Source organism: Tardiphaga sp. 839_C3_N1_4 (assembly GCF_051811045.1).
GTDB lineage: Bacteria > Pseudomonadota > Alphaproteobacteria > Rhizobiales > Xanthobacteraceae > Tardiphaga.
Map to the genome: position 1 here is coordinate 3,049,106 of NZ_JBPWQD010000001.1, position 24,681 is coordinate 3,073,786.

The 24,681-nt window shown below is 61.2% G+C and carries 27 protein-coding genes and 1 tRNA gene; 16 read left to right on the forward strand and 12 right to left on the reverse strand.

Going from position 1 to position 24,681, the window contains the following annotated elements:
• Positions 1-8: 8 nt before the first annotated feature.
• Positions 9-1,064, reverse strand: coding sequence for an ABC transporter ATP-binding protein (locus AB8A38_RS14650; protein ID WP_439086436.1), 1,056 nt, complete (start codon positions 1,062-1,064; stop codon positions 9-11).
• 99 nt (positions 1,065-1,163) lie between these two features.
• The gene (locus tag AB8A38_RS14655; RefSeq protein ID WP_439086437.1) at positions 1,164-2,327 is read right to left on the reverse strand and encodes an ABC transporter substrate-binding protein; all 1,164 of its coding nucleotides are present in this window, start codon (positions 2,325-2,327) and stop codon (positions 1,164-1,166) included.
• 255 nt (positions 2,328-2,582) lie between these two features.
• Here AB8A38_RS14655 and AB8A38_RS14660 point away from each other — a divergent pair, with 255 nt between their 5' ends.
• The 3 genes from AB8A38_RS14660 (at position 2,583) to AB8A38_RS14670 (ending at position 4,829) form a co-directional block, all read left to right on the forward strand.
• On the forward strand, positions 2,583-3,593 hold the full coding sequence (locus AB8A38_RS14660; protein ID WP_439086438.1) for a Gfo/Idh/MocA family protein: 1,011 nt from the start codon (positions 2,583-2,585) through the stop codon (positions 3,591-3,593).
• 142 nt (positions 3,594-3,735) lie between these two features.
• Positions 3,736-4,464, forward strand: a complete 729-nt coding sequence (locus tag AB8A38_RS14665) for a FadR/GntR family transcriptional regulator (RefSeq protein WP_439086439.1) — start codon at positions 3,736-3,738, stop codon at positions 4,462-4,464.
• A 32-nt stretch (positions 4,465-4,496) separates the two neighbouring features.
• Complete coding sequence (locus AB8A38_RS14670) at positions 4,497-4,829, forward strand: hypothetical protein (RefSeq protein WP_439086440.1); 333 nt, start codon at positions 4,497-4,499, stop codon at positions 4,827-4,829.
• 62 nt (positions 4,830-4,891) lie between these two features.
• On the opposite strand, the gene AB8A38_RS14675 is transcribed toward AB8A38_RS14670, so the two are convergent.
• Positions 4,892-5,284, reverse strand: coding sequence for a hypothetical protein (locus AB8A38_RS14675; protein WP_439086441.1), 393 nt, complete (start codon positions 5,282-5,284; stop codon positions 4,892-4,894).
• A gap of 780 nt (positions 5,285-6,064) precedes the next feature.
• On the reverse strand, positions 6,065-6,679 hold the full coding sequence (locus AB8A38_RS14680; protein WP_439086442.1) for a hypothetical protein: 615 nt from the start codon (positions 6,677-6,679) through the stop codon (positions 6,065-6,067).
• Positions 6,680-6,763: 84 nt separating this feature from the next.
• On the opposite strand from AB8A38_RS14680, the gene AB8A38_RS14685 reads away from it, so the two are divergent.
• Complete coding sequence (locus tag AB8A38_RS14685; RefSeq protein ID WP_439086443.1) at positions 6,764-6,889, forward strand: hypothetical protein; 126 nt, start codon at positions 6,764-6,766, stop codon at positions 6,887-6,889.
• A 519-nt stretch (positions 6,890-7,408) separates the two neighbouring features.
• Here the strand turns inward: AB8A38_RS14685 and AB8A38_RS14690 are convergent.
• Entirely contained in the window at positions 7,409-7,933 is a 525-nt protein-coding gene (locus tag AB8A38_RS14690) for a hypothetical protein (protein WP_439086444.1), read from the reverse strand.
• Positions 7,934-8,016: 83 nt separating this feature from the next.
• A tRNA-Pro gene (locus tag AB8A38_RS14695) sits at positions 8,017-8,093 on the reverse strand.
• Between the two features lie 91 nt (positions 8,094-8,184).
• Here AB8A38_RS14695 and AB8A38_RS14700 point away from each other — a divergent pair.
• From AB8A38_RS14700 to AB8A38_RS14710, 3 genes are read left to right on the forward strand one after another with little or no spacing between them, the layout of a single operon-like run.
• Positions 8,185-9,180: an L-threonylcarbamoyladenylate synthase gene (locus AB8A38_RS14700; RefSeq protein WP_439086445.1), complete on the forward strand. Its 996-nt coding sequence runs from the start codon at positions 8,185-8,187 to the stop codon at positions 9,178-9,180.
• A gap of 51 nt (positions 9,181-9,231) precedes the next feature.
• The gene (locus AB8A38_RS14705; RefSeq protein ID WP_439086446.1) at positions 9,232-10,689 is read left to right on the forward strand and encodes an FAD-binding oxidoreductase; all 1,458 of its coding nucleotides are present in this window, start codon (positions 9,232-9,234) and stop codon (positions 10,687-10,689) included.
• On the forward strand, positions 10,686-11,114 hold the full coding sequence (locus AB8A38_RS14710) for a GNAT family acetyltransferase (protein WP_092139459.1): 429 nt from the start codon (positions 10,686-10,688) through the stop codon (positions 11,112-11,114). The genes AB8A38_RS14705 and AB8A38_RS14710 overlap by 4 nt, the downstream gene beginning before the upstream one ends.
• Position 11,115: 1 nt before the next feature.
• On the opposite strand, the gene AB8A38_RS14715 is transcribed toward AB8A38_RS14710, so the two are convergent.
• On the reverse strand, positions 11,116-11,871 hold the full coding sequence (locus AB8A38_RS14715) for an SOS response-associated peptidase (RefSeq protein WP_439086447.1): 756 nt from the start codon (positions 11,869-11,871) through the stop codon (positions 11,116-11,118).
• Positions 11,872-11,932: 61 nt separating this feature from the next.
• On the opposite strand from AB8A38_RS14715, the gene AB8A38_RS14720 reads away from it, so the two are divergent.
• The 4 genes from AB8A38_RS14720 to AB8A38_RS14735 all read left to right on the forward strand — a co-directional run bounded on the left by AB8A38_RS14720 (position 11,933) and on the right by AB8A38_RS14735 (position 13,987).
• On the forward strand, positions 11,933-12,448 hold the full coding sequence (locus AB8A38_RS14720) for a hypothetical protein (RefSeq protein ID WP_439086448.1): 516 nt from the start codon (positions 11,933-11,935) through the stop codon (positions 12,446-12,448).
• Between the two features lie 4 nt (positions 12,449-12,452).
• Positions 12,453-12,875, forward strand: a complete 423-nt coding sequence (locus AB8A38_RS14725) for an NUDIX hydrolase (RefSeq protein WP_439086449.1) — start codon at positions 12,453-12,455, stop codon at positions 12,873-12,875.
• A gap of 80 nt (positions 12,876-12,955) precedes the next feature.
• Positions 12,956-13,330 (forward strand): TIGR02301 family protein, encoded by a 375-nt coding sequence (locus AB8A38_RS14730; RefSeq protein ID WP_439086450.1) that lies wholly within the window; start codon positions 12,956-12,958, stop codon positions 13,328-13,330.
• Between the two features lie 15 nt (positions 13,331-13,345).
• A complete protein-coding gene (locus AB8A38_RS14735) occupies positions 13,346-13,987 on the forward strand; it encodes an HAD family hydrolase (protein WP_439088524.1) in 642 nt (213 codons plus the stop codon).
• A 91-nt stretch (positions 13,988-14,078) separates the two neighbouring features.
• Here AB8A38_RS14735 and AB8A38_RS14740 read toward each other — a convergent pair whose 3' ends face one another.
• Positions 14,079-15,353 (reverse strand): acyl-CoA dehydrogenase family protein, encoded by a 1,275-nt coding sequence (locus tag AB8A38_RS14740; RefSeq protein ID WP_439086451.1) that lies wholly within the window; start codon positions 15,351-15,353, stop codon positions 14,079-14,081.
• A gap of 146 nt (positions 15,354-15,499) precedes the next feature.
• Between AB8A38_RS14740 and AB8A38_RS14745 the strand changes: the two genes are divergently transcribed.
• The gene (locus AB8A38_RS14745) at positions 15,500-16,279 is read left to right on the forward strand and encodes an enoyl-CoA hydratase-related protein (protein WP_439086452.1); all 780 of its coding nucleotides are present in this window, start codon (positions 15,500-15,502) and stop codon (positions 16,277-16,279) included.
• Positions 16,280-16,290: 11 nt separating this feature from the next.
• Here AB8A38_RS14745 and AB8A38_RS14750 read toward each other — a convergent pair whose 3' ends face one another.
• The 3 genes from AB8A38_RS14750 to AB8A38_RS14760 all read right to left on the reverse strand — a co-directional run bounded on the left by AB8A38_RS14750 (position 16,291) and on the right by AB8A38_RS14760 (position 18,520).
• Complete coding sequence (locus AB8A38_RS14750; protein ID WP_439086453.1) at positions 16,291-16,665, reverse strand: DUF6285 domain-containing protein; 375 nt, start codon at positions 16,663-16,665, stop codon at positions 16,291-16,293.
• Positions 16,666-16,723: 58 nt separating this feature from the next.
• The gene (locus AB8A38_RS14755) at positions 16,724-17,650 is read right to left on the reverse strand and encodes a phosphotransferase family protein (protein WP_439088525.1); all 927 of its coding nucleotides are present in this window, start codon (positions 17,648-17,650) and stop codon (positions 16,724-16,726) included.
• 75 nt (positions 17,651-17,725) lie between these two features.
• Positions 17,726-18,520, reverse strand: a complete 795-nt coding sequence (locus tag AB8A38_RS14760; protein WP_439086454.1) for an enoyl-CoA hydratase/isomerase — start codon at positions 18,518-18,520, stop codon at positions 17,726-17,728.
• 163 nt (positions 18,521-18,683) lie between these two features.
• On the opposite strand from AB8A38_RS14760, the gene AB8A38_RS14765 reads away from it, so the two are divergent.
• The gene (locus AB8A38_RS14765) at positions 18,684-19,475 is read left to right on the forward strand and encodes an SDR family NAD(P)-dependent oxidoreductase (RefSeq protein ID WP_439086456.1); all 792 of its coding nucleotides are present in this window, start codon (positions 18,684-18,686) and stop codon (positions 19,473-19,475) included.
• Positions 19,476-19,672: 197 nt separating this feature from the next.
• Here AB8A38_RS14765 and AB8A38_RS14770 read toward each other — a convergent pair whose 3' ends face one another.
• Positions 19,673-21,340: a flavin-containing monooxygenase gene (locus AB8A38_RS14770; RefSeq protein ID WP_439086457.1), complete on the reverse strand. Its 1,668-nt coding sequence runs from the start codon at positions 21,338-21,340 to the stop codon at positions 19,673-19,675.
• A gap of 210 nt (positions 21,341-21,550) precedes the next feature.
• Here AB8A38_RS14770 and AB8A38_RS14775 point away from each other — a divergent pair, with 210 nt between their 5' ends.
• Genes AB8A38_RS14775 through AB8A38_RS14785 form a run of 3 tightly spaced genes read left to right on the forward strand, consistent with a single transcriptional unit; the run spans position 21,551 to position 24,681 of the window.
• The gene (locus tag AB8A38_RS14775) at positions 21,551-22,684 is read left to right on the forward strand and encodes a nitronate monooxygenase (RefSeq protein ID WP_315840641.1); all 1,134 of its coding nucleotides are present in this window, start codon (positions 21,551-21,553) and stop codon (positions 22,682-22,684) included.
• A 17-nt stretch (positions 22,685-22,701) separates the two neighbouring features.
• Positions 22,702-24,219: an acetyl-CoA acetyltransferase gene (locus AB8A38_RS14780; RefSeq protein ID WP_315840640.1), complete on the forward strand. Its 1,518-nt coding sequence runs from the start codon at positions 22,702-22,704 to the stop codon at positions 24,217-24,219.
• A gap of 6 nt (positions 24,220-24,225) precedes the next feature.
• On the forward strand, positions 24,226-24,681 hold the full coding sequence (locus tag AB8A38_RS14785; RefSeq protein WP_315840639.1) for a PaaI family thioesterase: 456 nt from the start codon (positions 24,226-24,228) through the stop codon (positions 24,679-24,681).

Sequence of the window (24,681 nt, forward strand, 5' to 3'; positions counted from 1 at the left end):
TTTCTCGCCTATTCCGCAGGAAGCAAGACGACCTTGTCGATCGGAAACTGAAGGCCAATCGTGTCGGCGGTTCGTATCGCCTCGGCAGTGCGCAACCAGACCCGGGTGTTGTCATTGATCCGTATGGCGGCTTCCTGTTCCCGACCGAGATACTCGACCACTTCGACACGGCCGCTAACATCTTCGGCACCGGAAGCCACCTCACCGCCCGCCCGGATATCGTCCGGGCGGATCGCCATCACCATATCGGTATCCACGCGCACATCGGCCCCTGCCCGCGCCCGAATGCGGATTCCGTCGCCGACACCTTCGGCGATTCCGTTGGACACTGACGCGATCCTGACCTTGAAGAAATTCCGGAAACCCATGAAGTCCGCCACGAAGACATTCTTGGGCCGGTCGTGAATTTCCTGTGGGGTACCCGACTGCATCAGGACGCCATTGCGCAACACCACAATCCTGTCCGACAGCGACAATGCTTCAGCCTGATCGTGGGTCACATAGATCGACGTCAGCCCCAGCGCGGCGTGAATCTGCTTGATTTCCGCCCGCATCTCGACTCTCAGCTTGGCGTCGAGGTTTGATAGCGGCTCGTCGAAGAGCATCAGGCGCGGATGCAAGACGAGAGCTCGCGCAATCGCAACGCGCTGCTGCTGGCCACCGGAGAGCTGGCCCGGATAGCGCTCCTCATAGCCGGTCAATTGCACCAGTTTGAGCATCGCATCGGTGCGCTTCTTGATCTCATCCTTCGACAGCGGCTTCAAGGTGAGCCCGAACGAGACGTTGTCGAAGACCGTCATGTGTGGAAACAGCGCGTAATTCTGGAACACCATTCCAAACGCACGCTTCTCGGGCGGCAGATGATCGACCCGCGCTCCATTGAGCCTGATCTCACCCTCGGTCGCCGCAATCAGGCCTGCGACGATCGACAAGGCCGTCGACTTTCCGCATCCACTCGGTCCGAGGAAGGTGACGAACTCGCCCTTTCGGATATCGAGTTCGAGGTTGTCCAGCACGGTCTTGTTGCCATAGCGCTTGGTGATTCCAAGCTTCAGCGAGTCCAACGTATCTCCCGACCCGTTCATGTCGTCCCGTTTCTGAGTAAGAAGCAACAAAGCCACCGGCGGGTCCGTACATGCGGACCCGCACGCTCATCGAATTGATTACTTCTTGACCTGGTTTGCGCCCACTTCCCGGTCCCAACGATCCATCGCGTAGCTCAATTCCTTCACGCCAAGCGGCGGGGATACTTTCCACTTGGTGCCGACTTCGTCGTATTCGGGCCGCCAGAACTCCTTCACCAGTTCCTGAATCTCCTTGGGCGCCTTTTCCATGGTGGCCGCGGTGATCGTCGGCCCAATGAAGCCCGGCCAGGAAAGCACCTGCTGCTCGGGCCGGCGCATAAACTTCATGAGATCGAGAATGACGTCGACCTGCTCTTTCGGCACGCCTGTGGGGATGCACCAGTAATGTCCGTCGACCACGAAGGTCGTGTTCTGAAGGATGGTGATCTTGGAGTCCGGCGGGATGACGCTCTGGGCGCGGGGCTTCATGTCCCATTCCATGATGCCGGCAATCATCCAACGTTGCCCCTGGGCGAATTCCTTCAATGTGATCGCGGTGCCCGTCGGATAGTATTCGACGTACTGCCCAAGCTCCTTCAGATAGGCCCAGGTCTTGTCCCACCCCTTGTCGGGATCAAGTGGCTTTGAGTCATTTAGAATGTGCGCCATGCCCAGCACGATTGACCGGCCCGGTCCGCTATTCGCCGGCCGCGCATACATCAGCCGGCCCGGATTTGCCTTCGCCCAGGCCAGCAATTCTTCAGCAGTTTTCGGCGGGTTGGGGACCTTGCTGGGATTGTAGACGAACACCGGTCCGCCGGCGTTGCCCACCGACGGCACCATGTAGTCGCGGCCCTCGTCGTACAGCGCCTTGCCGGCAGGCGTCATCTCATCGCGCGGAAACTGTTTCTCGAAGTCAGGAATCTTGATCAGCTGGTTGTTGGCCGCGAGAAACGCACCACCGTCCTGTCCGGTCAGCACAAGGTTGATGTCCAGCCGTCCGGCATCCTGCTGAGCCTTGATCTTGGCCGGCAATTCCGGCGCCGGCGCACGCTGAATCCTGATCTCCTTGATCTTGTCGGGATTGGCCTTCTTGTAGTTCTCGATGATGACCTGGGTAGATGCGAGATCGCCCCCGGTATCGATGATCGAGAGAACGATGGGCTCGGCGGCCTTCAGAGGTTCACCAGCGAAAGCCGTCACGGCGAGGACAGCCACGGCGCCGGCAAACGGGCGCAATAATGCATTCGGACAGATCCGCATTTCCGATTCCTCCCTGGCATATGCACCCGCGTCGCGCGCGGTTGTCATTTATTTGTAAACACAACATCGACGAGTTAGGCGACATCTGTCAAGCATTGGGAGATCGCAATCGGCCGATCATGAGCAGGACTTGCTGATGTCGCGATGTCGCAACTTGCCCGTCTTGCTCGTTCGCATATCAATCTGTGACTTCATAACCGCCCCTAAGGGCCGACAAGTCGGCGCCTTGAGAAGGTCGGCCATCGGGAGAGACGCATGCCAATTGGAGTCGGCCTGATTGGGCTAGGAATGGCGGTGAAGCCGCATATTCTTTCGTTGCTTGAACTGCAGGCGCAGGGACGGATCACAATCGTCGGCGGATTTGCGCCGTCAGCGGACCGGCGGTCAGCGTTTTCACAGCAGTGGGGCGTTCCGGTTTTCGATAGCCAAGAGGATTTGCTGTCGCGCTCCGATCTCGATCTCGTCCTGATACTGACGCCCCCTGGAACGCATCTGGCGGCCGTGCAGGCTGCAGCCGCATCAGGGAAGCACATTCTGGTGGAGAAGCCCGTCGAGATATCGGTTGCCAGGGGCGAGGAGCTCGCGGCCGTCACGGAGGCTGCCGGCGTGCGGTGCGGCGTGTGCCTGCAACATCGCTTTCGTCCCGCAGCACTACGCCTGAAGGCGGTGCTGGATCAGGGAGATCTGGGCGATATCCTGTCGGCGAGTGCATCGATCCGCTGGTGGCGTGATGACGCCTATTTCCGTCAACCGGGCCGCGGAACGAAGGCTCGCGATGGCGGCGGCGTATTGCTCACGCAGGCCATCCATACGCTCGATCTGCTTCTGCATTTCGTAGGGCCCCACAGGGACGTCGCCGGTTTTGCATCGACCTCGCCGCTCCGAACGATCGATACTGAAGACGTGACCGCGGCGGCCGTGCGTTTCCGGAGCGGTGCCATCGGCGTGCTCGATGCCACCAGCGTTGCGCGGCCCGGCTATCCGGAGCGCATCGAAATCGCCGGCACGCGCGGCTCGGCCTATCTCGAGACGTTCCAGTTGGCCATCCATCGCCACGAAGGCCCGCCAGAGACGGTCGGGACCGCGCAATCGGGCGGCGGAGGCGCCGATCCGATGGCATTCGATCACGGCCCGCATCGGGGCGTGATCACCGAGATGCTGGATGCAATCGAACAACGACGCGAGCCATCCAATAGCGTGCGCTCCGCCCTTCACGTGCAGCGGCTGATCGAAGCCTGGCTGTCAGACGCCGCCGTCCGCGCTTGACCGGACGCCCTCACGGCCGCTCGCGCCTCAGCAGTTTGGCGAGCGCCGCAATCCCGGATTGTCAGCGGCAGTGCACCAACTTGTCAAAAAGATGTAATGTTGCCAAAGACTGGAGCATGTTCGGAGCAAGGACGGGGTGAACATGGGCTCAACGGTCAAACGGGACGACATCATTCCGGAGCGCCCGGCGGTAACGGGAAAGCTCAGCGACCGCGTCTACGATCATGTCCTCAGCCAGATCACGGTTGGAATCTATCCGGTCAATTCGCGGCTTCCCCCCGAGACACGCCTGGCAGATCAGCTTGGCGTTTCACGCCCGGTCGTCCGCGAAGCGCTGATGCGGCTGCGCGATGACGGCGTCGTCGCATCGCGGCAGGGCGCCGGCTCATTCGTGACGCGACGTCCCGCGGCAGACGTTTACAACTACGCTCCCGTGGGAAGCATTGCCGATATCCAGCGCTGTTTCGTATTTCGCATCGGCATCGAAGGAGAAGCTGCCGCGCTTGCGGCGCGCGATCACGATCCGGAAGGTCTGCGCCGGATCCGCGACGCTATCGTGGCACTGGATCAAGTGATCGCGGATGCCGCACTGGGCGTGGAGGAAGACATCGCGTTCCACCGCTCAGTCGCAGAGGCCACCGGCAATCGCTTCTTCGCCGCGACTCTCGCCGCGATCCAGTCTCAGGTGAGCGTGGGCATCACACTCAATCGAAATCTCTCCTTGATCCAGCCTCGCGACCGACTTCTGCGTGGGCAAGAGGAGCACCGGGCCGTGTTCGATGCGATCGCCTCCAGAGATGAAGCCGGAGCGCGCGAAGCCATGCGGTCGCATATCGAGAATGCCCGCAAGCGCGTTTTTGAAGGCGGATAGCTCCGCGCCGCAGGGCTCGCGCGCCCGGGCGGTTGTTCTCAGATGAAATTCAGGAGATTCTCGATCTGCAGCTCGCCGACGAGCCCGTGCATTTCATCGTCCACCGCGCCGACGGCGAACAATATGCCGAGAAGATCAAGACTGGATGGAATGCAATCGTCGCTGACGCAGGCCTCAGCACTGACGTTGTCCGGCATATCCTGCGTCACACCGCAGCGACATCGCTCATGCAGATGGGCACCGACCCGTGCCAGGCCGCCGGCTGGCTAGGGATGACGCTGGAGCAGATTCAGGACAATTACGGACGTCACCACCACCCGGACTTCCAGGAAGAAGCCGCAGAGGCGTTCAGCGGGCGACGCTGATCAAGGTCGAAAACCGAAGGAGGAGTGTACTAAGAAAGAAACGCAGGGCCGGAGGGAATCGATCATGCCGCATCTTCGACCGGCTTGTCCTCCTCCTCGAAATCAACGGAGCCCGTTTCGTTCGCTCGCTCGACGAGCGCATCATATTTCTCTTTCAGCAAACCGGGCTTTTTATCCGCGAAGAGCCTTTTGATAACGAGGTGCGGATTTAGAATTACGGCGTGCGACAGTTTGCCGGAAGCTCCCTCGCGCACACGGATGAAGCCCAACTCAGCTAGCAATTCGATCCGTTCAGCCCATAGCCGCACGGCTCTCTGACCTGAATAGCCCGAATGACGGGCCAGCATGGCCGCCGCTCCGAGGCTGATATACATTTCGTCGTATGCCCGGCACCAAAGCTCGAAATAGGCGTCCGATGCCGGCTTCCCTTTGGTCAGATCGTCGATGATTGACATGATGATCGGAAGGGTTCGCGGGATTGAGGTAAAACCGTCATCTGTATGACGGGTCCATAGATCAGCAGGACGGAGATCGGGCCACAACGTCTTCCGCAGGGCGGTCACCTTCTTTGCGACGCGAGATCTTTTTACCATGTGGCACCTTTTTATGGTCGAGAAGCGGGGCGGCCGAAGTTTGGACCCTCGGCCTAGTCCCTAACCGTTCACGACGCGGGCTTGAATCCGCGCCACCAAAAGAACCCTCAGTGACCTGACGCTAGAATTGCAAAAAATCCCTGCATTATCAAATACTTAAGTAAATCCAGTCCCGGTCAATCGGTGTGCTGGCATCAATTACCAAATTATCTCAGTTGGATCGTATAATCCATCTCGCGTAGATGAGATGTATTAGACCTTTCGAAAAATCGTGTGAGAGAGTGCACTTACGCGAATTTTCCTGTGCTCAGGTAATCGGGTGATTGGGTACTCGGGTGCTCGGGTGCTCGGGTGGACGAAAACCGGCTGGAGCGCGAGCACGGTCGGCCCACCGGCGAAAGTTGTCTCGCGGCTGCGGTCGCGTCTGGCGCGCTGTCGCCGGCTCGGTCTGCAACTCGCCGACCATATCGGCAAGCTCGTGCATTTCGCCGTCCACCGCGCCGGCGGCGAACAATTATGCCGAAAAGATCAAGACTAGGTGGGATACGATCGTCTTTGACGCGGACCTCAGACCGACACCGCCCGGCGCATGCAGCGGCTCGATACTGCCCAAGTCGATCCCGATTTTCTGATGCATTTGTCTCACGGCATAGGCGCCCATTTCAGATCGCTCAAGTCGGAGGGTAGGGCTCTGCCGGAGGATGTCTCGATCCTCGGAGCGGTAAGCTTCACAGTGAGCTGGAGCCATCCCTGCGTTACTGCAACGGTCGTGACGAATGCTTCCCTCGCGTCGCGTGGAGGTTTTCTGAAGTGCTCATACGTCGGAAGTTTCAGTTCGGCGCACAGATCCTTCACAGACGGAGTGCCGAAGTGGATCTCCGCAATAGAATGGGCGAACGCGTTTCTGATTTTGCCGATGTTGACCAAATCTCGACGTGTAATAGGCCCGATGATGCCAAACGCATACGCTATGTCGATACGGCTTCCCATTGAAGCGAGGATGCCACCTTCCATTTTAAAGAGGCTATCCTTCAGCTTTGTTTTCTCTGCGGGCCCCAGGTCGTCCCGCATGATCCTTCCCAATCCCGCACTGAGCGCGGTCTCGACGATGGCCCCACCGACTATTGCAGTCAGACGGTCGCCGGCATGGTCTCCGCCCGCGGCGGCTTCCTTCAGCGCCTTGGTAGCTTCGAAAAAGCCCAGAGACGTTCGTGAAATCTCTTTGATCGACGTCGGCTTAGACTTGTTCGGCGCCATTGCAGCGGTCCCTGTTCGTATATGGAGGGCATCACTATTGCAGGTCGCTCGCCGGTTCTCCAAGAGAAAGGGCGGGCTTGAGCAATGACCCCACAGCTCGCCGGCATCCTCGCCGATCTCGACATCGAAGTGGTGGAGACCCGCGTGCGCCGCGAGCCCGAGCAGACCTCCGCCACCGTACATACTGGCCACACGGCGGCGACTGGCTAATGCAGATGGGCACCGACGCTTGGCAGGCCGCAGGATGGCTAGCGATGACGCTGGAACAGCTGCAGGAGAATTACGGGCATCATCATCCCCACTTCCAGTAAGAGGCCGCAGAGGCTTTCAGCGGGAGCGCTAAGGCTGTTCAATGAGTTGACTGATCAAAGCCGAAACGCGTTCTGGCGGCGCCCTGTCGATATCTGTTGCGAGTTGAAGTGGACGCCTGAAGAATCCCGCGAGAAAAATTAGATACGCTCTATTCCCAAGCTCGTCGGGCGCGATTCTGAATTCTAGTTCTTCATTCGCGCGGTTGTCCCAGATTTGCCGCATCTCTCGACCGAAGAGGTAGATGGGTGAGACTGAATCCGGTGAACGTATGTGTTCGTAAACTTCAAGCCGTCTTATGATAGCTCGCTCAAAACTGGCCGCTGCTTGCTCCGCATCCAACCACCGCGAAAGCGTTTCCGCTTGACCACGGCGAATGCGAAACAGATCGACTGATGCGAGTTCCAAATCCTTGATCCACTATTTGACGAAGTACACTTCAACAGGCAGACCCGCCTCTTGAAAAAGTCCCGCCACGTTGTTCAATTGTCCCTCGGACCTTCCTACACCGTACCTTGCCGACTTGTTCGAAAGAACCCACGGAACTTCAAAACCCGTCTGTTCAAGATATAGCTCTCCAGCAATGCGTGCCACATCCTCGTCCGCCAACATGGGATGCCCCAGCGGTAACAATCGAGAAAGCTGGTCGGTTTCGCGGGGCCGAGCAAACCGACGATCTGGTGACGTAGCTTCGTAACTTTCTTCGATGCAGAATCGCACCCCTCCGTCCGGCGGCACTAACCACAGGAACGTGATGTTTGTTAAGTAGCGCTGCATCACGAGGTTAGTCTCAGCAAATGCACGAATCCCACCAAGCCAATCGCCCGTCGTCGGATTCAAGTCGTGCCAGAAGATGGGGGAAGCGTTGAATTCTGAGGTCTTGCGGGCGCCGGTGATGCAAATCCCGAACAAAACATCGAGATCTTCACCAGCCGCCATTGCCATCAGCAATTGCCTCTAAGTATCCCCATATCGTTGCGTATTTCGTTGCGCGATTCTTAGCTCAAGCGACTAAGTCTTTGAAATCATGGTCGGAGTGGCAGGATTCGAACCTGCGACCCCTGCGTCCCGAACGCAGTGCTCTACCGGGCTGAGCCACACTCCGACTAAGAGCGCGGCTTATAGCCTTGGGTTTCGCATCCTGCAAGAACCCCGGTAAAGAAGCCTGACCAATTTTGAAGACAAGGATCCCCTGCATGGCCGTAGGCCTGACGACCCGGATAAGCCCCGCCGACGCCGCCCATATTGCGGAGGCAGCGGGCTGCCTGCGCGCAGGCGGGCTGCTGGCGTTCCCAACCGAGACGGTCTACGGGCTTGGCGCCGATGCGGCCAATCCGCGGGCCGTAGCGGGGATCTATGAAGCCAAGGGCCGGCCGTCGTTCAATCCGCTGATCGCCCATGTGCCCGATCTCGCCGCTGCCCGGCGCATCGCCCGATTCGATGCGCGCGCGCTGGCGCTTGCCGAGGCGTTCTGGCCGGGGCCGCTGACGCTGGTGCTGCCCAAGGCGGCGGACTGCCCGGTGGCCGATCTGGCCACCGCCGGCCTCGACACCATTGCCATTCGTGTGCCGGCCCATCCCGTGGCCCACGCGCTCCTGCAGGCCTTTGGCGGTGCCGTGGTGGCGCCGTCGGCCAATATCTCCGGGCATGTCTCGCCGACCACCGCAGCCCATGTGCTGAGCGATCTGGATGGCCGGATCGACATGATTCTCGACGGCGGACCGGTTGAAGTGGGCGTTGAATCCACCATCGTCGGTTGTTTCGACCTGCCGATGCTGCTCCGCCCCGGTGGCCTGCCGCGCGAGGCGATCGAACGGGTGTTGGGCCAGCCACTGGCGAGCCCGCCGGACGAACCCGCAAGCGATACAAACCAGCCGCTGGCACCGGGCATGCTGGCCTCGCATTATGCGCCGCGGACACGGGTGCGGCTGCTGGCCGACAACGTGAATCCCGGCGAGGCGCTACTGGCTTTCGGATCGGCGCCGCTGCCGGGCATTGAGGCCGCCGCCGCTGTCCTGAATTTGTCCGAACAGGGCGATCTCGGGGAAGCCGCCACCAATCTTTTCGGCTATCTTCGCGCGCTCGACGCCGCTGCTATGGCTTCGGGCGCGAGCGGCATTGCGGTGATGCCGGTGCCGAACCACGGGCTGGGCGAAGCCATCAATGACCGGCTGCGCCGCGCGGCCGTGTAACGCGAACACGAGACCAAGAAACGCGCCAAGAAAATATCCAAGGGAATAGTTATGAATATCGTCCAGCCGAAGCCGCCCACGCTCTCCCCCGAAACCATTGCGCGCTTCCGGGCCATCGTCGGCGACAAATACGCCATCACCGATCAGGCCGACGTGCATCAATACGTCACCGAGGATCGCAACCTGTTTTTCGGCACCTCGCCGCTGGTGCTGCGCCCAGGCTCGACCGCCGAAGTTGCCGCGATCTGCAAACTCGCCACCGAGACCCGCACCGCGCTCGTGCCGCAGGGTGGCAATACCGGACTCGTCGGCGGCCAGACGCCTTATGGCGGTGAGGTCGTGCTGTCGATGCGCCGGATGGACAAGGTGCGCGATCTGGACACCTCGTCCAATACGATGACGGTGGAAGCCGGCCTCGTGCTGCAACTCGCGCAACAGCGCGCCGCGGAAGCCGACCGGCTGTTTCCGCTGTCGCTGGGCTCCGAAGGCAGCTGCACCATCGGCGGCAATCTCTCCAGCAATGCCGGCGGCACCACCGCCCTCGCTTACGGCGTGGCGCGCGAAATGGCCCTTGGCCTCGAAGTCGTGCTGGCCGATGGCCGCATTCTCAATGGCCTGTCCAAGCTGAAGAAGGACAACACAGGTTACGACCTGCGTAACATCTTCATCGGCGCCGAAGGCTCGCTCGGCATCATTACTGCAGCGACGCTGAAGCTGTTTCCGAAGCCGCGCGCGGTCGAGACCGCCTTTGTCGGCCTGAAGTCGCCGGACGATGCGCTGAAGCTGCTCAGCATCTCGCGCTCGGAGGCCGGTGGCAATCTCACGAGCTTCGAACTGATCGCCGATATCGCTGTGGATTTCAGCGTCCGCCACGGCATCGGCATTCGCGATCCGCTCTCCAGCAAACACGCCTGGTATGTCTTGATGGAATTGTCGTCGGGACGCGACGATGCCCGCGCGACATTGGAGGCGATCCTCGAACGCGGCTTTGAAGACGGCATCGTGGATGACGCCGTGATCGCCGAGAATATCGCCCACCGTCAGGCGTTCTGGAAACTGCGCGAGGAAATCTCGCCGGCGCAGAAGCCGGAAGGCGGATCGATCAAGCACGATATATCGGTGCCGGTCGCTTCCGTACCCGCCTTCATCGCCGAAGCCAATGCTGCCGTCGTGAAGCTGATGCCCGGCGCACGCCCGGTGCCGTTCGGTCATCTCGGCGACGGCAACATCCACTACAATGTCACGCAGCCCAAGGAAACGCTAGGCGACAGCGACGGCCGCGAGAAATTCCTGGCGCGCTGGCACGACGTCAACGAAGTCGTCTTCGACGTCGTGCTGCGCATGGGCGGCTCGATCTCCGCCGAACATGGCATCGGCCAGATGAAGGCGGCTGAGCTGCCCTCGGTGAAGGACCCCGTCGCCATCGAACTGATGCGCAGCCTGAAGGCGATGCTGGATCCGCTGAACATTCTCAATCCGGGCAAGGTGCTGCTGCCGGTGCAACATTGAAAGTTGCCCGGCTCGTCGACACCGACATTCAAGCGGTCGTTCAGCTCTGGCTGCGCTGCGGACTGGTCCGGCCCTGGAACGATCCGGAGGCCGATATCAGGCTGGCGCGCGCAGGCACCAATGCCGACGTCCTGGTCGGTCGCAAGGGAAGGACCATCGTCGCCTCCGTGCTGGTCGGCCATGATGGCCATCGCGGCTGGGTCTATTACGTCTCGGTCGATCCCGACCACCAGCGCCAGGATTTCGGCCGCGGCATCATGAGTGCAGCCGAAGATTGGCTGCGCGAGCGCGGCATCGAGAAGATGCAGCTCATGGTGCGCTCGGATAACACCAAGGTTCAGGCGTTCTACGAGTCGCTCGGCTACGGCGAACAGAAACGCGTGATCTATGCCAAGTGGCTCGACGGACGGCCGCTGACGCCGTGAGCTAGAACAACGAGCCTTGCCCGTCGTCCTCGGCCACCGCGACCTTGCGCGGCGCCCTCGTTGGCTTCACCTGCTCTACAGCGGCCTCTTCCGCCGAGATCGGCAGGATCAGTTGCGCATCGTCATTGGCCACCTTGTTGACGGCCATCGCCACCGGATGCCAGGCGAAGGTGCCGTCTGCCGGCGCAGCGAGCATCGTCATCACGTCGGACGCACTATCCGAACTGCAATCGAGCCACTGGCCGAAATGATCGGGTGCGATCGTCACCGGCACGCGATGGTGCAGTACGGACATGCCCGTGCTGGCTTCTGCAGTAATGATCGCAACCGTGTCGACTTCTTCGCCGTTCGGTCCCATCCAGGTCTCGGCCAGACCTGCGAATCCCATCGGCCCGCCTGCACCTGGGTGGATAAAATACGGTTGTTTGCGTTCACCGCGATTTTGCCATTCGTAATAGCCATCGGCCGGAATCAGACAGCGGCGGCGGCGAATCGCGTTTTTGAAGGCCGGCTTTTCTTGCACCGTCTCGGCGCGTGCATTAATCAGAAGCGTAAACTTCCGCGGGTCCTTGACCCAGGAGGGCAAAAGGCCCCATCGCATCAGACGGAAATGCCGGGATCCGTTTTCAACGATGACAACAGGAACCGGCTGCGTCGGCGCAATATTGTACCTCGCAGGAAAATTCGGTTGCTCACTATAACTGAATACCTGCCGTAACGCTTCCGGCGCTGATGTAATGACAAACCGCCCGCACATTCTCGATCCGCAATCCTGCCTCTTCAGGCGGTTTTAACCCAAAACCCCAACAGTGCGACATATGACCCTGACGGCCATACAACCGGCGCAGCATGACCATCACGATCTGGCCAGTGCCGGTGTCGGCCCCGTTGCGTCAGCTGCCGAGCTGATGGCCGCCAATATCAATCCGCGCACGGGTCTGGCGACCGACTATCTCAATCACTTCAATGAAGCCATCATGTTGCTCGAGCTGATCCCGGACATGCCGGACTGCTATGAGCTGTTTCTGGAATGGCAGCCGCTCAGCTATGCCGAGCACTTCATCAAATCCAACTTCAAGGCCCGCGATCTCGCCATCGCATCCTATGAGGCTGCACGCCCAACCATCCGTGCAGAATTCGATGCGCTGGTCGCGAACATGACGCAGATCCTGATCACGGTCGGTGAAGCCATGCGCACCGTGCAACAGGATCGAACCCGTGCCATGCTGGCCGAACAGGCCGCCGGCTGGGTCAAGCCGATGGTCGGCACCGCCGGCGGCATCATCAACGGCCGCGATCAGGAATCCGACGTCGACAGCATCATGGCGCAATGACCTCGTGACCGACACGCCTCCCGCCCATCCGCAACTCGCCACCAGCGCCGCCATCTTCCGGGATGGCAAAGTGCTGCTGGTCCGCCGTGCCCGCTCGCCCGGCAAGGGCTTCTATTCGCTCCCCGGCGGACGCGTGGAATTTGGCGAATCCCTCGCTGTCGCCCTCGCCCGCGAGGTGATGGAGGAAACCGGGCTGACCATCGACATTGTCGGCCTGTCCGGCTTTCGCGAAGTGCTGCCGAACGACAAGGTCGCCGGGCATTACCTGATCATGTCCTTTGCGGCACGCTGGGTGGCTGGCGAGCCGGAGCTGAACGACGAACTCGACGATTTCCAGTGGGTCGCACCTGACGATCTCAGCGCCTTCAAGACCACCGATGGCCTCGGTCCGATCCTCGCCATGGCGGAAGATCTCGTCGGACCATAGATAACCCCTTGTCGCACCTGCAGCGCTGCCTTGCCTCAGGCGCCTTGAAAAGGCATATCAGCCGGGTTCCGGGACCATTCATGTTGAAGCACCTGCTCATCATTCTGACGGTTGTGACGGTCGGCGCTGGCTCTGCCCGGGCGCAGGACGCGGCTGCGCCATTCGACAATGACTTGCAGCGGATGTCGGAGATTCTCGGTGCGCTGCATTACTTGCGCGGCATCTGCGGCAATAACGAAGGCAACAAGTGGCGCAACGAGATGCAGGCGCTGGTCGATGCCGAGACGCCGTCCGGCGAGCGCCGCACCCGCATGATCGCCGGTTTCAACCGCGGCTATAACGGCTTCCAGCAGACCTACCGGACCTGCACGCCTGCCGCCAGTATCGCGATCCGCCGCTATATCGACGAAGGCTCTCGGATCTCGCGCGATCTCACCGCAAGGTATGCGAACTAGATGAAGCCACATGCGATCGACACTGTCTTTTTCGACCTCGACGGGACGCTGACCGATCCCAAGATCGGCATTACGGGCTCGATCCAGTATGCGCTCGGCAAGCTCGGGCTTCCCGTCCCGACACAGGACGAACTGACCTGGTGCATCGGTCCACCGCTGCGCGCCAGCTTCGTGGCATTGCTCGGCGGCGAGAAAGATGCCGACCGCGGTGTCGAGCTCTATCGCGAGCGGTTCGGCACGACAGGCCTGTTCGAGAACACGCTCTATCCCGGCATCGCAGACACGCTGACGGCGGTGACCGCGCCGGGACGACGGCTGTTCGTTGCAACCAGCAAGCCGCATGTGTTCGCCGATCGCATCATTGACCACTTTGGCCTGCGCAAATACTTCACGCGCGTGTTCGGCTCGGAACTCGACGGCACCCGCGTCGACAAGAGCGACCTGCTGCGCTACGCGCTCGATGAAGCCTCAGTCGATCCGGCGCGAGCGATTATGATCGGCGACCGCAAGCACGACATCATCGGCGCTGCGAATAACGGCATTCCGGCGGTCGGCGTGCTCTATGGCTATGGTGGGCGTGCGGAATTGACCGAGGCCGGAGCGAAGCACCTGGTGGCCTCACCTGCGGAAATTCCGGGTCATATCAACCAGTCGTAGATGGGTAGAGGGTCTTCGCGAAACCCATCAATCACACACGACCAAAAGATGGGTTTCGCTGCGCTCTACCCACCCTACGATAATCGCAATTTCAATGCTTCCCCGCGCCCATATAGCCAAACAGGAATCCCGCGACCTTGCGTTTCTGGATTTCTTCGCTGCCTTCGGTGATGCGGTAGCGGCGGTGATGGCGATAGATGTGCTCGAACGGCTTGTGGCGTGAATAGCCCATGCCGCCATGCACCTGCATCGCGCGGTCGGCGGACTCGCAGCACAGCCGGTTGGCCCAGTAGTTACACATCGACACCTTGTCGGACAGCGTGTGTTCGACCTGCGCCTGAGTGAGCTGGTCCATCTCCCATGCGGTCTTGCGGATCAGGAGCCGCAGCATCTCGGCCTGCGTGGCGAGTTCGACCAACGGAAACTGGATACCCTGATTGCGCGCCAGTTCCTCGCCGAACGGCTTCCGCTCGCGCGCGTATTTCACGCTTTCATTGATGCAATAGACCGCCGCCCCCAGCGAACTCGCCGCCTGCCGGATACGGTTCTCGTGCACGAAACACTGCGCCAGCGACAGGCCGCGGCCGATCTCGCCGAACAGTGCATCATCCGGCACGAACACATCGGTGAACGACACACGCGGATGGTCTGTGGGCATATTGAAGGTCCACATATATTCTTCGATCTTTACGCCTGCGGCCTTGGCCGGCACCAGGAAACAGGTGATGCCGCGCGCATCGCCGTCGTTCCCCGACGTGCGCGCGAACAGCGCGCAATGCGTGGCCACATGCATGCCCGTGGTCCACATCTTCTCGCCGTTGATGACCCAGCCCTTGACGCCATCACGCGTCGCCTCTACGGCCGTCGTCTCCATATGCGTGGCATCGGAGCCGTGTTCGGGTTCGGTGAGACCGAAGGTGATGCGATATTTGCCTGATATCGAGCCCTCGATCATCTCCTTCTGGTCGTCGCGGCCATAGCGATCCAGCATCGTCACCAACGGCAGATTGCCAACAATGGAGTGTTCGTTCTGCAGATCGTTGTGCAGGCCAAGACCCTTGGCGGCGAAATGCTCGCGGATCACGGCCATCCAGAGATTGCTGCCGTCCTTGCCGCCATAGCGCTTCGGGATCGCAAAGCGCAGATGGCCGGCACTGTCGGCGAGATTCTTCGCCTGACGCAACAACTGCTCCCATTCGTGCCGCGGCAGCCCGCCATTGTCGAAATCGGTGCGCGCCCATTCGCGGCGATGATCGAAGAAGCGGATATTGTCATCCCGCTCTTCGAGCGGCTTGATCTCGCGCAGGATGAATGAATCGAGTTCGGCGAGATAGGCGACCAGATCGGCCGGCAGGGAAAAATCCAAGGCGCTCTCCCGATTGTTTTCCGAGCTTTGTTGCTCTTGTTAATCGAGCGATTAAGATGGCATCGTCCGATCAAGTCAAGCGCGGCAAGTCAAGTACGCTTTGGCGTCATAAATTCTGCGTAACGAAAAACAAAAGGGAGGCCGCGATGGCTCTGCAATTCTCAACCGTGACCCGCAAGGGACCGATCACCATCGTGACGCTGTCGCGTCCGGAAGTTTACAACGCACTGCACACCGATGCGCATAACGAGTTGCACGAGGTGTTCAACGACTTCGCTAGCGATCCCGAACAGTGGGTGGCGATCGTCACCGGCGCCGGCGACAAGGCGTTCTGCGCCGGCAACGATCTGAAGTGGCAGGCCGCCGGCGGCAAGCGCGGCTGGAACACGTCGGGCTTCGCTGGCCTCACCGCGCGCTTCGATTGCGACAAACCGATCATTGCTGCGGTGAACGGCGTTGCCATGGGCGGCGGCTTCGAGATTGCGCTGGCTTGCGACCTGATCATCGCGGCGGAGAATGCGACCTTTGCCCTGCCCGAGCCGCGCGTCGGCCTTGCTGCTCTTGCCGGCGGCTTGCAGCGCCTGCCGCGCCAGATCGGCATGAAGCGCGCCATGGGCATGATCCTCACCGCACGCCATGTGAAACCGCAAGAAGGCTATGAGCTCGGCTTCGTCAACGAAGTGGTGCCGCAGGGCGAAGCCCTGAACGCCGCGCTGCGCTGGGCCGAGACCATCTGCCAAAATTCGCCGATGTCGATCCGCGCCTCCAAGCAAGCGATCCAGAAGGGCATGGCGGTGTCGCTGGAGCAGGCCATCACCGAGCAGCGCGACTATCCGGCGGTGAAGGCGATGGCGGCATCGGAAGACTATATTGAAGGGCCGAAGGCGTTCTCGGAGAAGCGCAAGCCGAACTGGAAGGGGAAGTAGCGCCGCGGCGCTTACTTCGGTTCCAGCTCGCGCTTGTAGGAACCATAGTTCGGCTGATCGACGGCGAGCTTCGCCAGTGTCGTCTGCCACAGATGCTCTTTCACACCGGGCGTCGTGAGATCAATGTCGCCTTGCGCAATGCGGTCGGCGAGATCCTGGTTCAACCCGTCGAGCGTGCCATGCACGCCGAGCAGCATCGTCAATCCATGCAGCTCGGCGGCGTCGCTGTCGCCGGCGAGCGTCAGTTGCCGTGTTACCAGATCAAGCGCGTTGATCGCGACACGCAGCTTGAAGGCGGCATGACCTGAGATTTGAGGTGCAATGTCGTTGCGGAGAAAATCCGCGACGGCCTTCACCAATTCGTCCGGCCTCGGTTCGTCCTGCATGTCTTCACCTTGTTTTTGCGCATGATCTGATCCGAAAACCGGTCGCCACTTTTCGGGATCATGCGCGCGGTGCCAATAGTCTGAGCAGATCAATCTCGGTCTCCGACGAGCGCCGGCCGATCATCGCGCGCTCCATCGAATGATCCGGCCCGAGACGAAACCGCTGCATCATCCCGACGCACATCACGCCCCAGCGTAGCGTGCCCATCACTTCCCAGAATTTCACCCGCTGTGCATCGACAGCAATTCCGCCGGCCGCTTCGTAACCAGCGAACAATTCTTCATAAGTACCAAACCCGCCAACCGGCTTGTCGATGACGCCGAAGCGCCATGAATTGACGCAGATCCAGCCGAGATCCTCCATGGGATCACCGAGATGCGCGAGCTCCCAGTCCAGCACCGCGCGGACGCCATCGGGCCCGATCATCAGATTGCCATGCCGGAAATCGCCATGCACCAAAGTGACGCGTTCGGATGGGCCGGGATCGTTGTCGCGCAGCCAGCGCAACGCCAGCTGGAACACCGGGCGCGGCCAGCCAAAACCGTCGATCTCGCGCTGTAATTCGGCGATTTCTGCTGCGGCAGTCATGCGGCGAAGCTGCGGCAGGCTCGCAGCAGGCAGTCCGTGGATCCCGGCGAGGATCTCGCCGCATTGCCGGGCAAGTTTGGGCCGCGCGCCCGCGAATTCATCGTCGCGCAAAATCTTGCGCGGGATGGTTTCGCCGGCGACTCGCTGCATGATGAAGCCCGTTCCCAGATCGTCATCGGGTTTGAGCACATGCAGCACCTTCGGCGACGGTACGCCGGCATCGTGTGCGAGTTGCATCAGCACCGCCTCCGCATCGAGCCCCGCAGCTCGGCCGGGCGCGGCGCCATAACCCGACGGTGCGCGACGCAGGATTGCACCCATAGCGCCATCAGGATGCGTGATGTCGAACGACCACGTCTCCTGGCTGGCACCACCGGACAAACGCTTTGCATCCATCACGCCGGTGGCGCCATTGCACCACGACGTGACGCTGCGCGCGAGCAGCTCCGCGACGGAAGCTGAGCTCAAGGCCTATTTGCCCGTGAACTTGGCCGGGCGCTTCTCGAGGAATGCGGCGACGCCTTCCTTGAAATCCGGCGACGCACCGGCAATCCGCTGAGACTGCACTTCGAGATTGATCTGGTCCTCAAAGGAATTTTCCGGGCTGTCCCAATAGAGCTTGCGGATCAGCGACAGCGCCAGCGTCGGGCCATTGGCGAGATCGTGGGCGAGCTTCATGGCCTCGTCCATCAGCGCGGCGTCGTCATAGACACGGTTGACGAGACCCCACTCCAGCGCCTTCTCCGCCGGCAGCTTTTCGCCGAGCAGCGACAGCTCCACCGAACGCGCCTTGCCGATCAGGCGGGGCAGAATCCAGGTCGAGCCGCAATCCGGCACCAGGCCGATACGACGGAAAGCCTGCAGAAAATAGGACGACTTCGCACAGAGAATGAGATCGCCCATCAGCGCGAAGCTCATGCCCGCGCCGGCCGCCGGGCCGTTCACGGCGGTGACGATCGGACAATGCAGGTTCTGCAGCCGGCGCAGGAACGGATGGAAGGCGGTCTCCAGCGTGGCGCCGGCGCTGCTGCGCGACTTGGTCACCTGATTGTTGCGGCCCTGAAGATTTGCGCCGGTGCAGAAGGCGCGGCCGGCGCCGGTGATCACCAGACAGCGCACATTGTCGCGGCGCTCGTCGATTTCTTCCAGCGCCTCGGTGAGGCCGCCAAGCATGTCGACCGAGACCGCATTCATCACCTCCTGATGATCGAGCTTCAGGATGGCGACATTACCGTCGAAATCGAGGGTGACGTGTTTGAACTGCATGGTTTCCTCACGGGACAGTCCGCGTGTTTATTCCGCGGTGTGGAAGCTTTGTATGTCAGGCAGCATATTTGATTTTTCGGACGCGCTTGTCCATGCTTCCTGGGGAACACCAGCCCACCAACGGACGCACGGCATAACGCGCGCCAAACATGGAAACGCTGACATGGCAACGCCTACACAGATATTCGACCTCAGCGGCCGCGTGGCCGTCATCACCGGCGGCAATGGCGGTATCGGCCTCGGCATCGCGCAGGCACTGGCCACCGCCGGTTGCAACGTCTCGATCTGGGGCCGCAACGCCGAGAAGAACAAGGCCGCAGCTGCCACCATGGCGGATTGCACTGGCAAGGTCGATACGCTGGTCTGCGACGTGACTGACACCGCCTCGGTGAAGACGGCCATGGATGCGACACTCAAGAAATTCGGCCGTGTCGATGGCTGCTTCGCCAATGCCGGCATCGGCGGCGGCGGCCGGCATAATTTCATCGACCGCACCGAAGAACAGTGGCGCACCATGTTCGCCACCAATCTCGATGGTGTCTTCCATGCCTTCCAGGTCGCCGCGCGACATATGACGGAACGCGCCGAGGCCGGCGACAAGTTCGGCCGGCTGGTCGCGACGTCAAGCCTCGCTTCGATCTTCGGCACCGCACGCAACGAGCATTATGCGGCGACCAAGGCCGCGATCAATGCGCTGGTGCGCGCGCTGGCCGTCGAATTGGCCCGTCAGGGCGTGACAGCCAACGCAATCCTGCCGGGCTGGATCAAGAGCGACATGACCGCAGGAATCATGGGCAACGAGAAATTCGTCGCCAATGTCATGCCGCGCATCCCGGTGCGCCGTTTCGGCGAACCGTCGGATTTTGGCGGCATCGCTGTCTATCTGATGAGCAAGGCGTCATCGTATCACACGGCGGATACGTTCGTGATCGATGGCGGGTATACGGCGTTTTAGACGGACAGCCCTTGCTTCCCCTCGCCCCCAGCGGAGCGAAGCTCCGCGCCGTGGGAGAGAGTGGATCGACCGCGACAGCGGTCGAGACGGGAGAGGGCAATTCTGCGTATGCGGCAAGACCCTCTCCCGCCTTCGCTTCGCTCAGGCACCCTCTCCCGCAGCGCGCAGCTTCGCTGCGCTGGGGGAGAGGGAAAAAGCTATAATGCCACAGCTTCCTTCGTCTTTGGCCGCACGCCCACCGTCATTGCAAATCCCTCATAGTCCTTCGCCGCCACATCGTTGCAAATCTGCCGGTAGACGCCGACGCCGCCGATATAGGGCATGAATATCTGCGGTTTGCCGGGGATGTTGGCCCCCATGTACCAGGAATTGGCCTGGGGATAGAGCGTGCCGGCCGCGACCTCATTGACATGCGCGACCCACTTGTCCTCCGCGGGATGCGTCGCCTCGATCGCCTCTGCGCCACGGTCACGCATGTAGCTAAGGCAGTCGGTGATCCAGTCGACATGCTGCTCAATGGACACGATCATGTTTGACAGCACAGACGGCGAGCCGGGGCCGGTGATGATAAAGAGGTTCGGGAACCCGGCGCTCATCAAGCCGAGATAGGTTCGTGGGCCTTCCGCCCATTTGTCATTCAGCGTCTGGCCGCCGCGGCCGCGAATGTCGATCTTGGCGACCGAACCGGTCATCGCATCGAAGCCGGTGGCGAGCACCAGTGCGTCGACCTCGTAATTCTTGCCGCCGGTGCGCACGGCATGCGGCAGAATCTGTTCGATCAGATGGGCCTTGATATCGACCAGCGTCACATTCGGGCGATTGAAGGTCGCATAGTAATCTGTATCGACGCAGATACGCTTTGAACCAACCGGATGATCGGTCGGCTGCAGCAGCCTTGCCGTTTCGGGATCGCTGACGATCTCTGAGATTCTCTCGCGGATAAAATCGGCGGCGGTATCGTTGGCGCGCTGATCCAGGACCAGGTTATTGTAGACGCCCATGAAGGTAAGTCCGCCCGATGTCCATCGCGCGTGATACTTCTCACGCCTTGCATGCTCCGGATCGTCGAGCGCGCCGCGATCCGGAACCGGCTGCACGATGCCGTTCTTGAACTCCTCACGCGCCTGCCGGCGAATCTCCGGATAGTTGTCGCGAAACGATTTGCGCTCATCATCGGTAAGCGGCGCATTGCGCGCCGGCACGCTAAAATTTGCGGTGCGCTGGAACACAGTGAGCTGGCTCGCCTGTTCGGCGATCAGCGGGATCGACTGGATCGCCGACGATCCGGTGCCGATGACACCGACGCGCAGGCCGGTGAAATCGACCGTCTCATGCGGCCAGTTGCCGGTGTGATAGACCTTGCCCTTGAAATCCTTCATGCCCCTGAAATCGGGCGTGCGGGCATTCGACAGACAACCCGTCGCGAGCACGACATGCTGCGCGATGGTGGCCTGTCCATCGGAAGTCGTTACCGCCCATCGATTAGCGCACTCATCGAAAACTGCGGATTTGACCGTCGTGTTGAACTGGATGTCCCTGCGCAGATCATAGCGATCGGCGACATGGCCGGCATAGCGCAGGATTTCAGGTTGCGGCGCATAGCGCTCGCTCCAGTTCCATTCCTGCTGCAATTTGTCATCGAACGAAAACGAATACTGCATGCTCTCGACGTCGCAACGCGCGCCGGGATAGCGGTTCCAGTACCATGTGCCGCCGACATCGCCGCCCTGTTCGAAGACTTTCACATGGAGACCGAGACCGCGCAGCTTGTGCAGCAGATAAAGCCCCGCGAACCCTGCGCCGACGACCACGACATCGATGCGCGCGTTTTGATGTGAGACAGATTGCGGCTGTGCAGCGGCCATGCGTTCACTCCCGTATTTTTTGCTTTGCTTGTTACACGCAGCATTTCCCGCATGACGCGAAAGCGCAAGCAGGAAATCTGGCGTCGTTGCCCCGGTATTTTGCCAGGCGGAATGCCCTCGTCCGCTTGGCATCGCCCTTCCCCATACGCTAGCGTTCATCACGAACTCGCCACATGAAGCGGGTCACAAGAGATTCAGGGAGACACGCCGATGAAGTCGCCAATCTGCGAGATGCTGGGCATCGCGTTTCCGCTACTCGCCTTCAGCCATTGCCGCGACGTGGTTGCTGCCGTCAGCCGTGCCGGCGGCTTCGGTGTGCTCGGCGCCACCGCGCATTCTCCGGAGACGCTGGAGCAGGAACTGAGGTGGATCGACGATCATGTCGACGGCAAGCCTTACGGCATCGACGTACTGATCCCCGAGAACATCTCCACCGCAGGCGAGAAGGATGTCACCTGGAAGTCGCTGGAGCGCCGCATCACGCCGGAACATCGCGCTTTCACCAGGAGCCTGCTGAAGAAATACGGCGTCGATCTCAAGATCACCGAAGTCTCCTCCGATCAGCCGCAGCCATTCGACGGCGAGACTGCACTGCGGCTGCTCGACGTCTCCTTCAACCATCCGATCCGGCTGATCGCCAATGCACTCGGCGTGCCGCCGAAGGCGATGATCGAGATGGGCAAAGCCCATGGCGTTCCGGTGGCGGCACTCGTCGGTGCCAAGGAACATGCGATCCGGCAGGTTGCGGCCGGCGTCGATATTCTCGTGGCGCAGGGCACCGAGGCCGGCGGCCATTGCGGCGAGGTCTCGACCATGGTGCTGGTGCCAGAGGTGATCAAGGCCATCAAGCCGATGCGCGAAGTGCCGGTGCTCGCCGCCGGCGGCATCATGACCGGGCGGCAGATGGCCGGCTGTATGGCGATGGGCGCGGCAGGCGTCTGGACCGGTTCGGTGTGGCTCGCGACCACGGAATCCGAAACCTCCGAAATCTTTCGCGAGAAGATGATTGCCGCCTCGTCGCGCGATGCGATCCGCTCCAGGGGCCGTACCGGCAAGCCCGCACGGCAATTGCGCTCGGTCTGGACCGATGCCTGGGATCGCGGCGAAGACAGCCCCGGCGCGCTGCCGATGCCACTGCAGAGCCTGATCAGCCGCGACGCCTTCGCCTCGATTGATCGTTCCGCAGCCGCGGGCAATGCGCAGGCACGGGATCTGGTCAGCTATTTCGTCGGGCAAGGCGTCGGCCTGATTGACAGCGTCAAGTCGGCAGGCGCAGTTGTGCAGGAATTCAAGGAGGACTTTGCCGAAGCGGCAGAGCACCTCACCATGCTGGTTTCAGAATAGAGGCAAGAGCAAGAACAATGGCAGTATCGAACCAAGCTGAAGACCGCATCCCCGTCATCGTCGGCGTCGGCGAATTCTCCGATCATCCGGGGGAGCTCACGGAAGGTCTTGAGCCGCTCGCGCTGATGATCGAAGCACTGAAGCGCGCGGAGCAGGACTCTGGCGGGAAGCTGCTTGGGGATATCGACTCGCTCGACATCGTGAACTTCCTGAGCTGGCGTTACACCGCGCCGGAGAAGCAGCTCAGCGAGAAGCTCGGCATCGCGCCGAAGCACGCCTATTACGGTCCGGTCGGCGGCGAGAGTCCGATCCGCTATATTCACGAGGCGGCGAAGCGGATCGCGCGCGGCGAATCCCAGGTCGCGGCGATCACCGGCGCGGAATCGCAGGGCACTGCCACCAAGGCCGAACGTGCCAAGGTGGATCTGCCTTGGACTCCATTCGCCAAGGATGCGCCGGAGCCGCTCCGCGGTGCCAACTATCAGAAGCCGATGGCGACCAAGCTCGGCGTGGCCAAACCGGTCACGGTCTACCCGTTCTATGAAGCCGCCTCTGCCGCGCATTGGGGCCAGACGCCGCGGGAGGCGCATCGCGAATCCGGCGAGCTGTGGTCACGCTATGCGGGCGTCGCTGCGACCAATCCCGAGGCGTGGATCAAAAAGGCTTACACACCGGAACAAATCACTACACCGACGCCCGACAACCGGCTGATTGCCTGGCCCTATACCAAGCTAATGGTCGCCAATCCGATGGTGAACCAGTCGGCCGCCATCCTCGTCACCAGCCTTGCGAAAGCGCGCGCCGCTGGCGTGCCCGAGGACCGCATCGTGCATATCTGGGGCGGCGCTTCAGCCGAGGAGCCGCGCGACTATCTCGACCGCGACCAGTATGTGGAGAGCCACGCGCAGAATGCGGTGCTGAAGGTGGCCATGGATCTGGTCGGCGGCTCCGGCAAGAATTTCGGCGCCATCGAGCTCTATAGCTGTTTCCCCTGCGTGCCCAAGATGGCCCGCCGCACCCTCGGCCTTGGCAGCGATGTGCAACCAACCGTGACCGGCGGTCTCACCTTCTTTGGCGCGCCGCTGAACGACTACATGGCGCATGCCGCCTGCGCGATGGTCCGCAAAATCCGCGCGGGGACCAAGACGGGCCTGCTCTACGCGCAGGGCGGCTTCGTCACCAAGCACCACGCATTGGTGGTGTCGAAGGAGGCACCAAAGGAGACGCTCGCGCAGGACACCAATGTGCAGGCGGACGCCGACCGCAACCGCAAGCCGGTCCCGACATATGTCACCGAGGCCTCGGGCAACGGCACTGTCGAAAGCTTCACGGTGATCTACGGCCGCGGTGGCGAGATCGAACACGGCGTGGTGATCCTCCGCACCGCGGCCAATGAACGCGCGCTGGCGCGTGTGCCGGCGCAGGACAATGCGACGCTGGCGTTTCTGATGGATCAGGACAAGACGCCGGTGGGGGCGTCGGGGCCGATCAGCACGGCGGATGATGGCGTGCTGGAGTGGCGAAAGGCGCAGTAAAGCGAGATGACCAAATTCATTCCAAAGGATGCAAACTTCGAGGCCCGTGTGCAGGCGAGCTTCGCGCGCCAAACGGCGATGACAACACTGGGTATCGAAGTCGCTCGCCAGGCCGCCGGCGAAGTCGAACTCAAAATGCCGTACAACACCGCCTTTACGCAGCAGCATGGATTCATTCATGCCGGCATCATCACGACAGCGCTGGATACAGCCTGCGGATATGCCGCCTTCTCGCTGATGCCCGACGATGCCGCGGTTCTGACCGTCGAATTCAAGACCAATTTTCTGGCCCCGGCCCGCGGCGAGCAGTTCCTGTTTCGGGCCCGCGTGCTCAAGCCCGGCCGAACCATAACGGTTTGTGAGGGCCAGGCCTTTGCGGTGGAGAGAGGCGAGGAGAAGCTGATCGCAACAATGAGCTGCACCTTGATGGCGCTATTCGATCGCGAAGGCATCACGCACTAG

Bases quoted from the DNA above. Each gene is read 5' to 3' on its own strand.
- AB8A38_RS14665 (WP_439086439.1), top strand. From the start codon at position 3,736: ATGGGCTCAACGGTCAAACGGGACGACATCATTCCGGAGCGCCCGGCG.
- AB8A38_RS14775 (WP_315840641.1), top strand. From the start codon at position 21,551: ATGAAGTCGCCAATCTGCGAGATGCTGGGCATCGCGTTTCCGCTACTC.
- AB8A38_RS14745 (WP_439086452.1), top strand. From the start codon at position 15,500: ATGGCTCTGCAATTCTCAACCGTGACCCGCAAGGGACCGATCACCATC.
- AB8A38_RS14770 (WP_439086457.1), bottom strand. From the start codon at position 21,340: ATGGCCGCTGCACAGCCGCAATCTGTCTCACATCAAAACGCGCGCATC.
- AB8A38_RS14675 (WP_439086441.1), bottom strand. From the start codon at position 5,284: ATGTCAATCATCGACGATCTGACCAAAGGGAAGCCGGCATCGGACGCC.
- AB8A38_RS14685 (WP_439086443.1), top strand. From the start codon at position 6,764: ATGACCCCACAGCTCGCCGGCATCCTCGCCGATCTCGACATCGAAGTG.
- AB8A38_RS14705 (WP_439086446.1), top strand. From the start codon at position 9,232: ATGAATATCGTCCAGCCGAAGCCGCCCACGCTCTCCCCCGAAACCATT.
- AB8A38_RS14760 (WP_439086454.1), bottom strand. From the start codon at position 18,520: ATGCAGTTCAAACACGTCACCCTCGATTTCGACGGTAATGTCGCCATC.
- AB8A38_RS14690 (WP_439086444.1), bottom strand. From the start codon at position 7,933: ATGGCAATGGCGGCTGGTGAAGATCTCGATGTTTTGTTCGGGATTTGC.
- AB8A38_RS14765 (WP_439086456.1), top strand. From the start codon at position 18,684: ATGGCAACGCCTACACAGATATTCGACCTCAGCGGCCGCGTGGCCGTC.
- AB8A38_RS14750 (WP_439086453.1), bottom strand. From the start codon at position 16,665: ATGCAGGACGAACCGAGGCCGGACGAATTGGTGAAGGCCGTCGCGGAT.
- AB8A38_RS14680 (WP_439086442.1), bottom strand. From the start codon at position 6,679: ATGGCGCCGAACAAGTCTAAGCCGACGTCGATCAAAGAGATTTCACGA.
- AB8A38_RS14785 (WP_315840639.1), top strand. From the start codon at position 24,226: ATGACCAAATTCATTCCAAAGGATGCAAACTTCGAGGCCCGTGTGCAG.
- AB8A38_RS14730 (WP_439086450.1), top strand. From the start codon at position 12,956: ATGTTGAAGCACCTGCTCATCATTCTGACGGTTGTGACGGTCGGCGCT.
- AB8A38_RS14700 (WP_439086445.1), top strand. From the start codon at position 8,185: ATGGCCGTAGGCCTGACGACCCGGATAAGCCCCGCCGACGCCGCCCAT.
- AB8A38_RS14780 (WP_315840640.1), top strand. From the start codon at position 22,702: ATGGCAGTATCGAACCAAGCTGAAGACCGCATCCCCGTCATCGTCGGC.
- AB8A38_RS14755 (WP_439088525.1), bottom strand. From the start codon at position 17,650: ATGGATGCAAAGCGTTTGTCCGGTGGTGCCAGCCAGGAGACGTGGTCG.
- AB8A38_RS14655 (WP_439086437.1), bottom strand. From the start codon at position 2,327: ATGCGGATCTGTCCGAATGCATTATTGCGCCCGTTTGCCGGCGCCGTG.
- AB8A38_RS14660 (WP_439086438.1), top strand. From the start codon at position 2,583: ATGCCAATTGGAGTCGGCCTGATTGGGCTAGGAATGGCGGTGAAGCCG.
- AB8A38_RS14720 (WP_439086448.1), top strand. From the start codon at position 11,933: ATGACCCTGACGGCCATACAACCGGCGCAGCATGACCATCACGATCTG.
- AB8A38_RS14715 (WP_439086447.1), bottom strand. From the start codon at position 11,871: ATGTGCGGGCGGTTTGTCATTACATCAGCGCCGGAAGCGTTACGGCAG.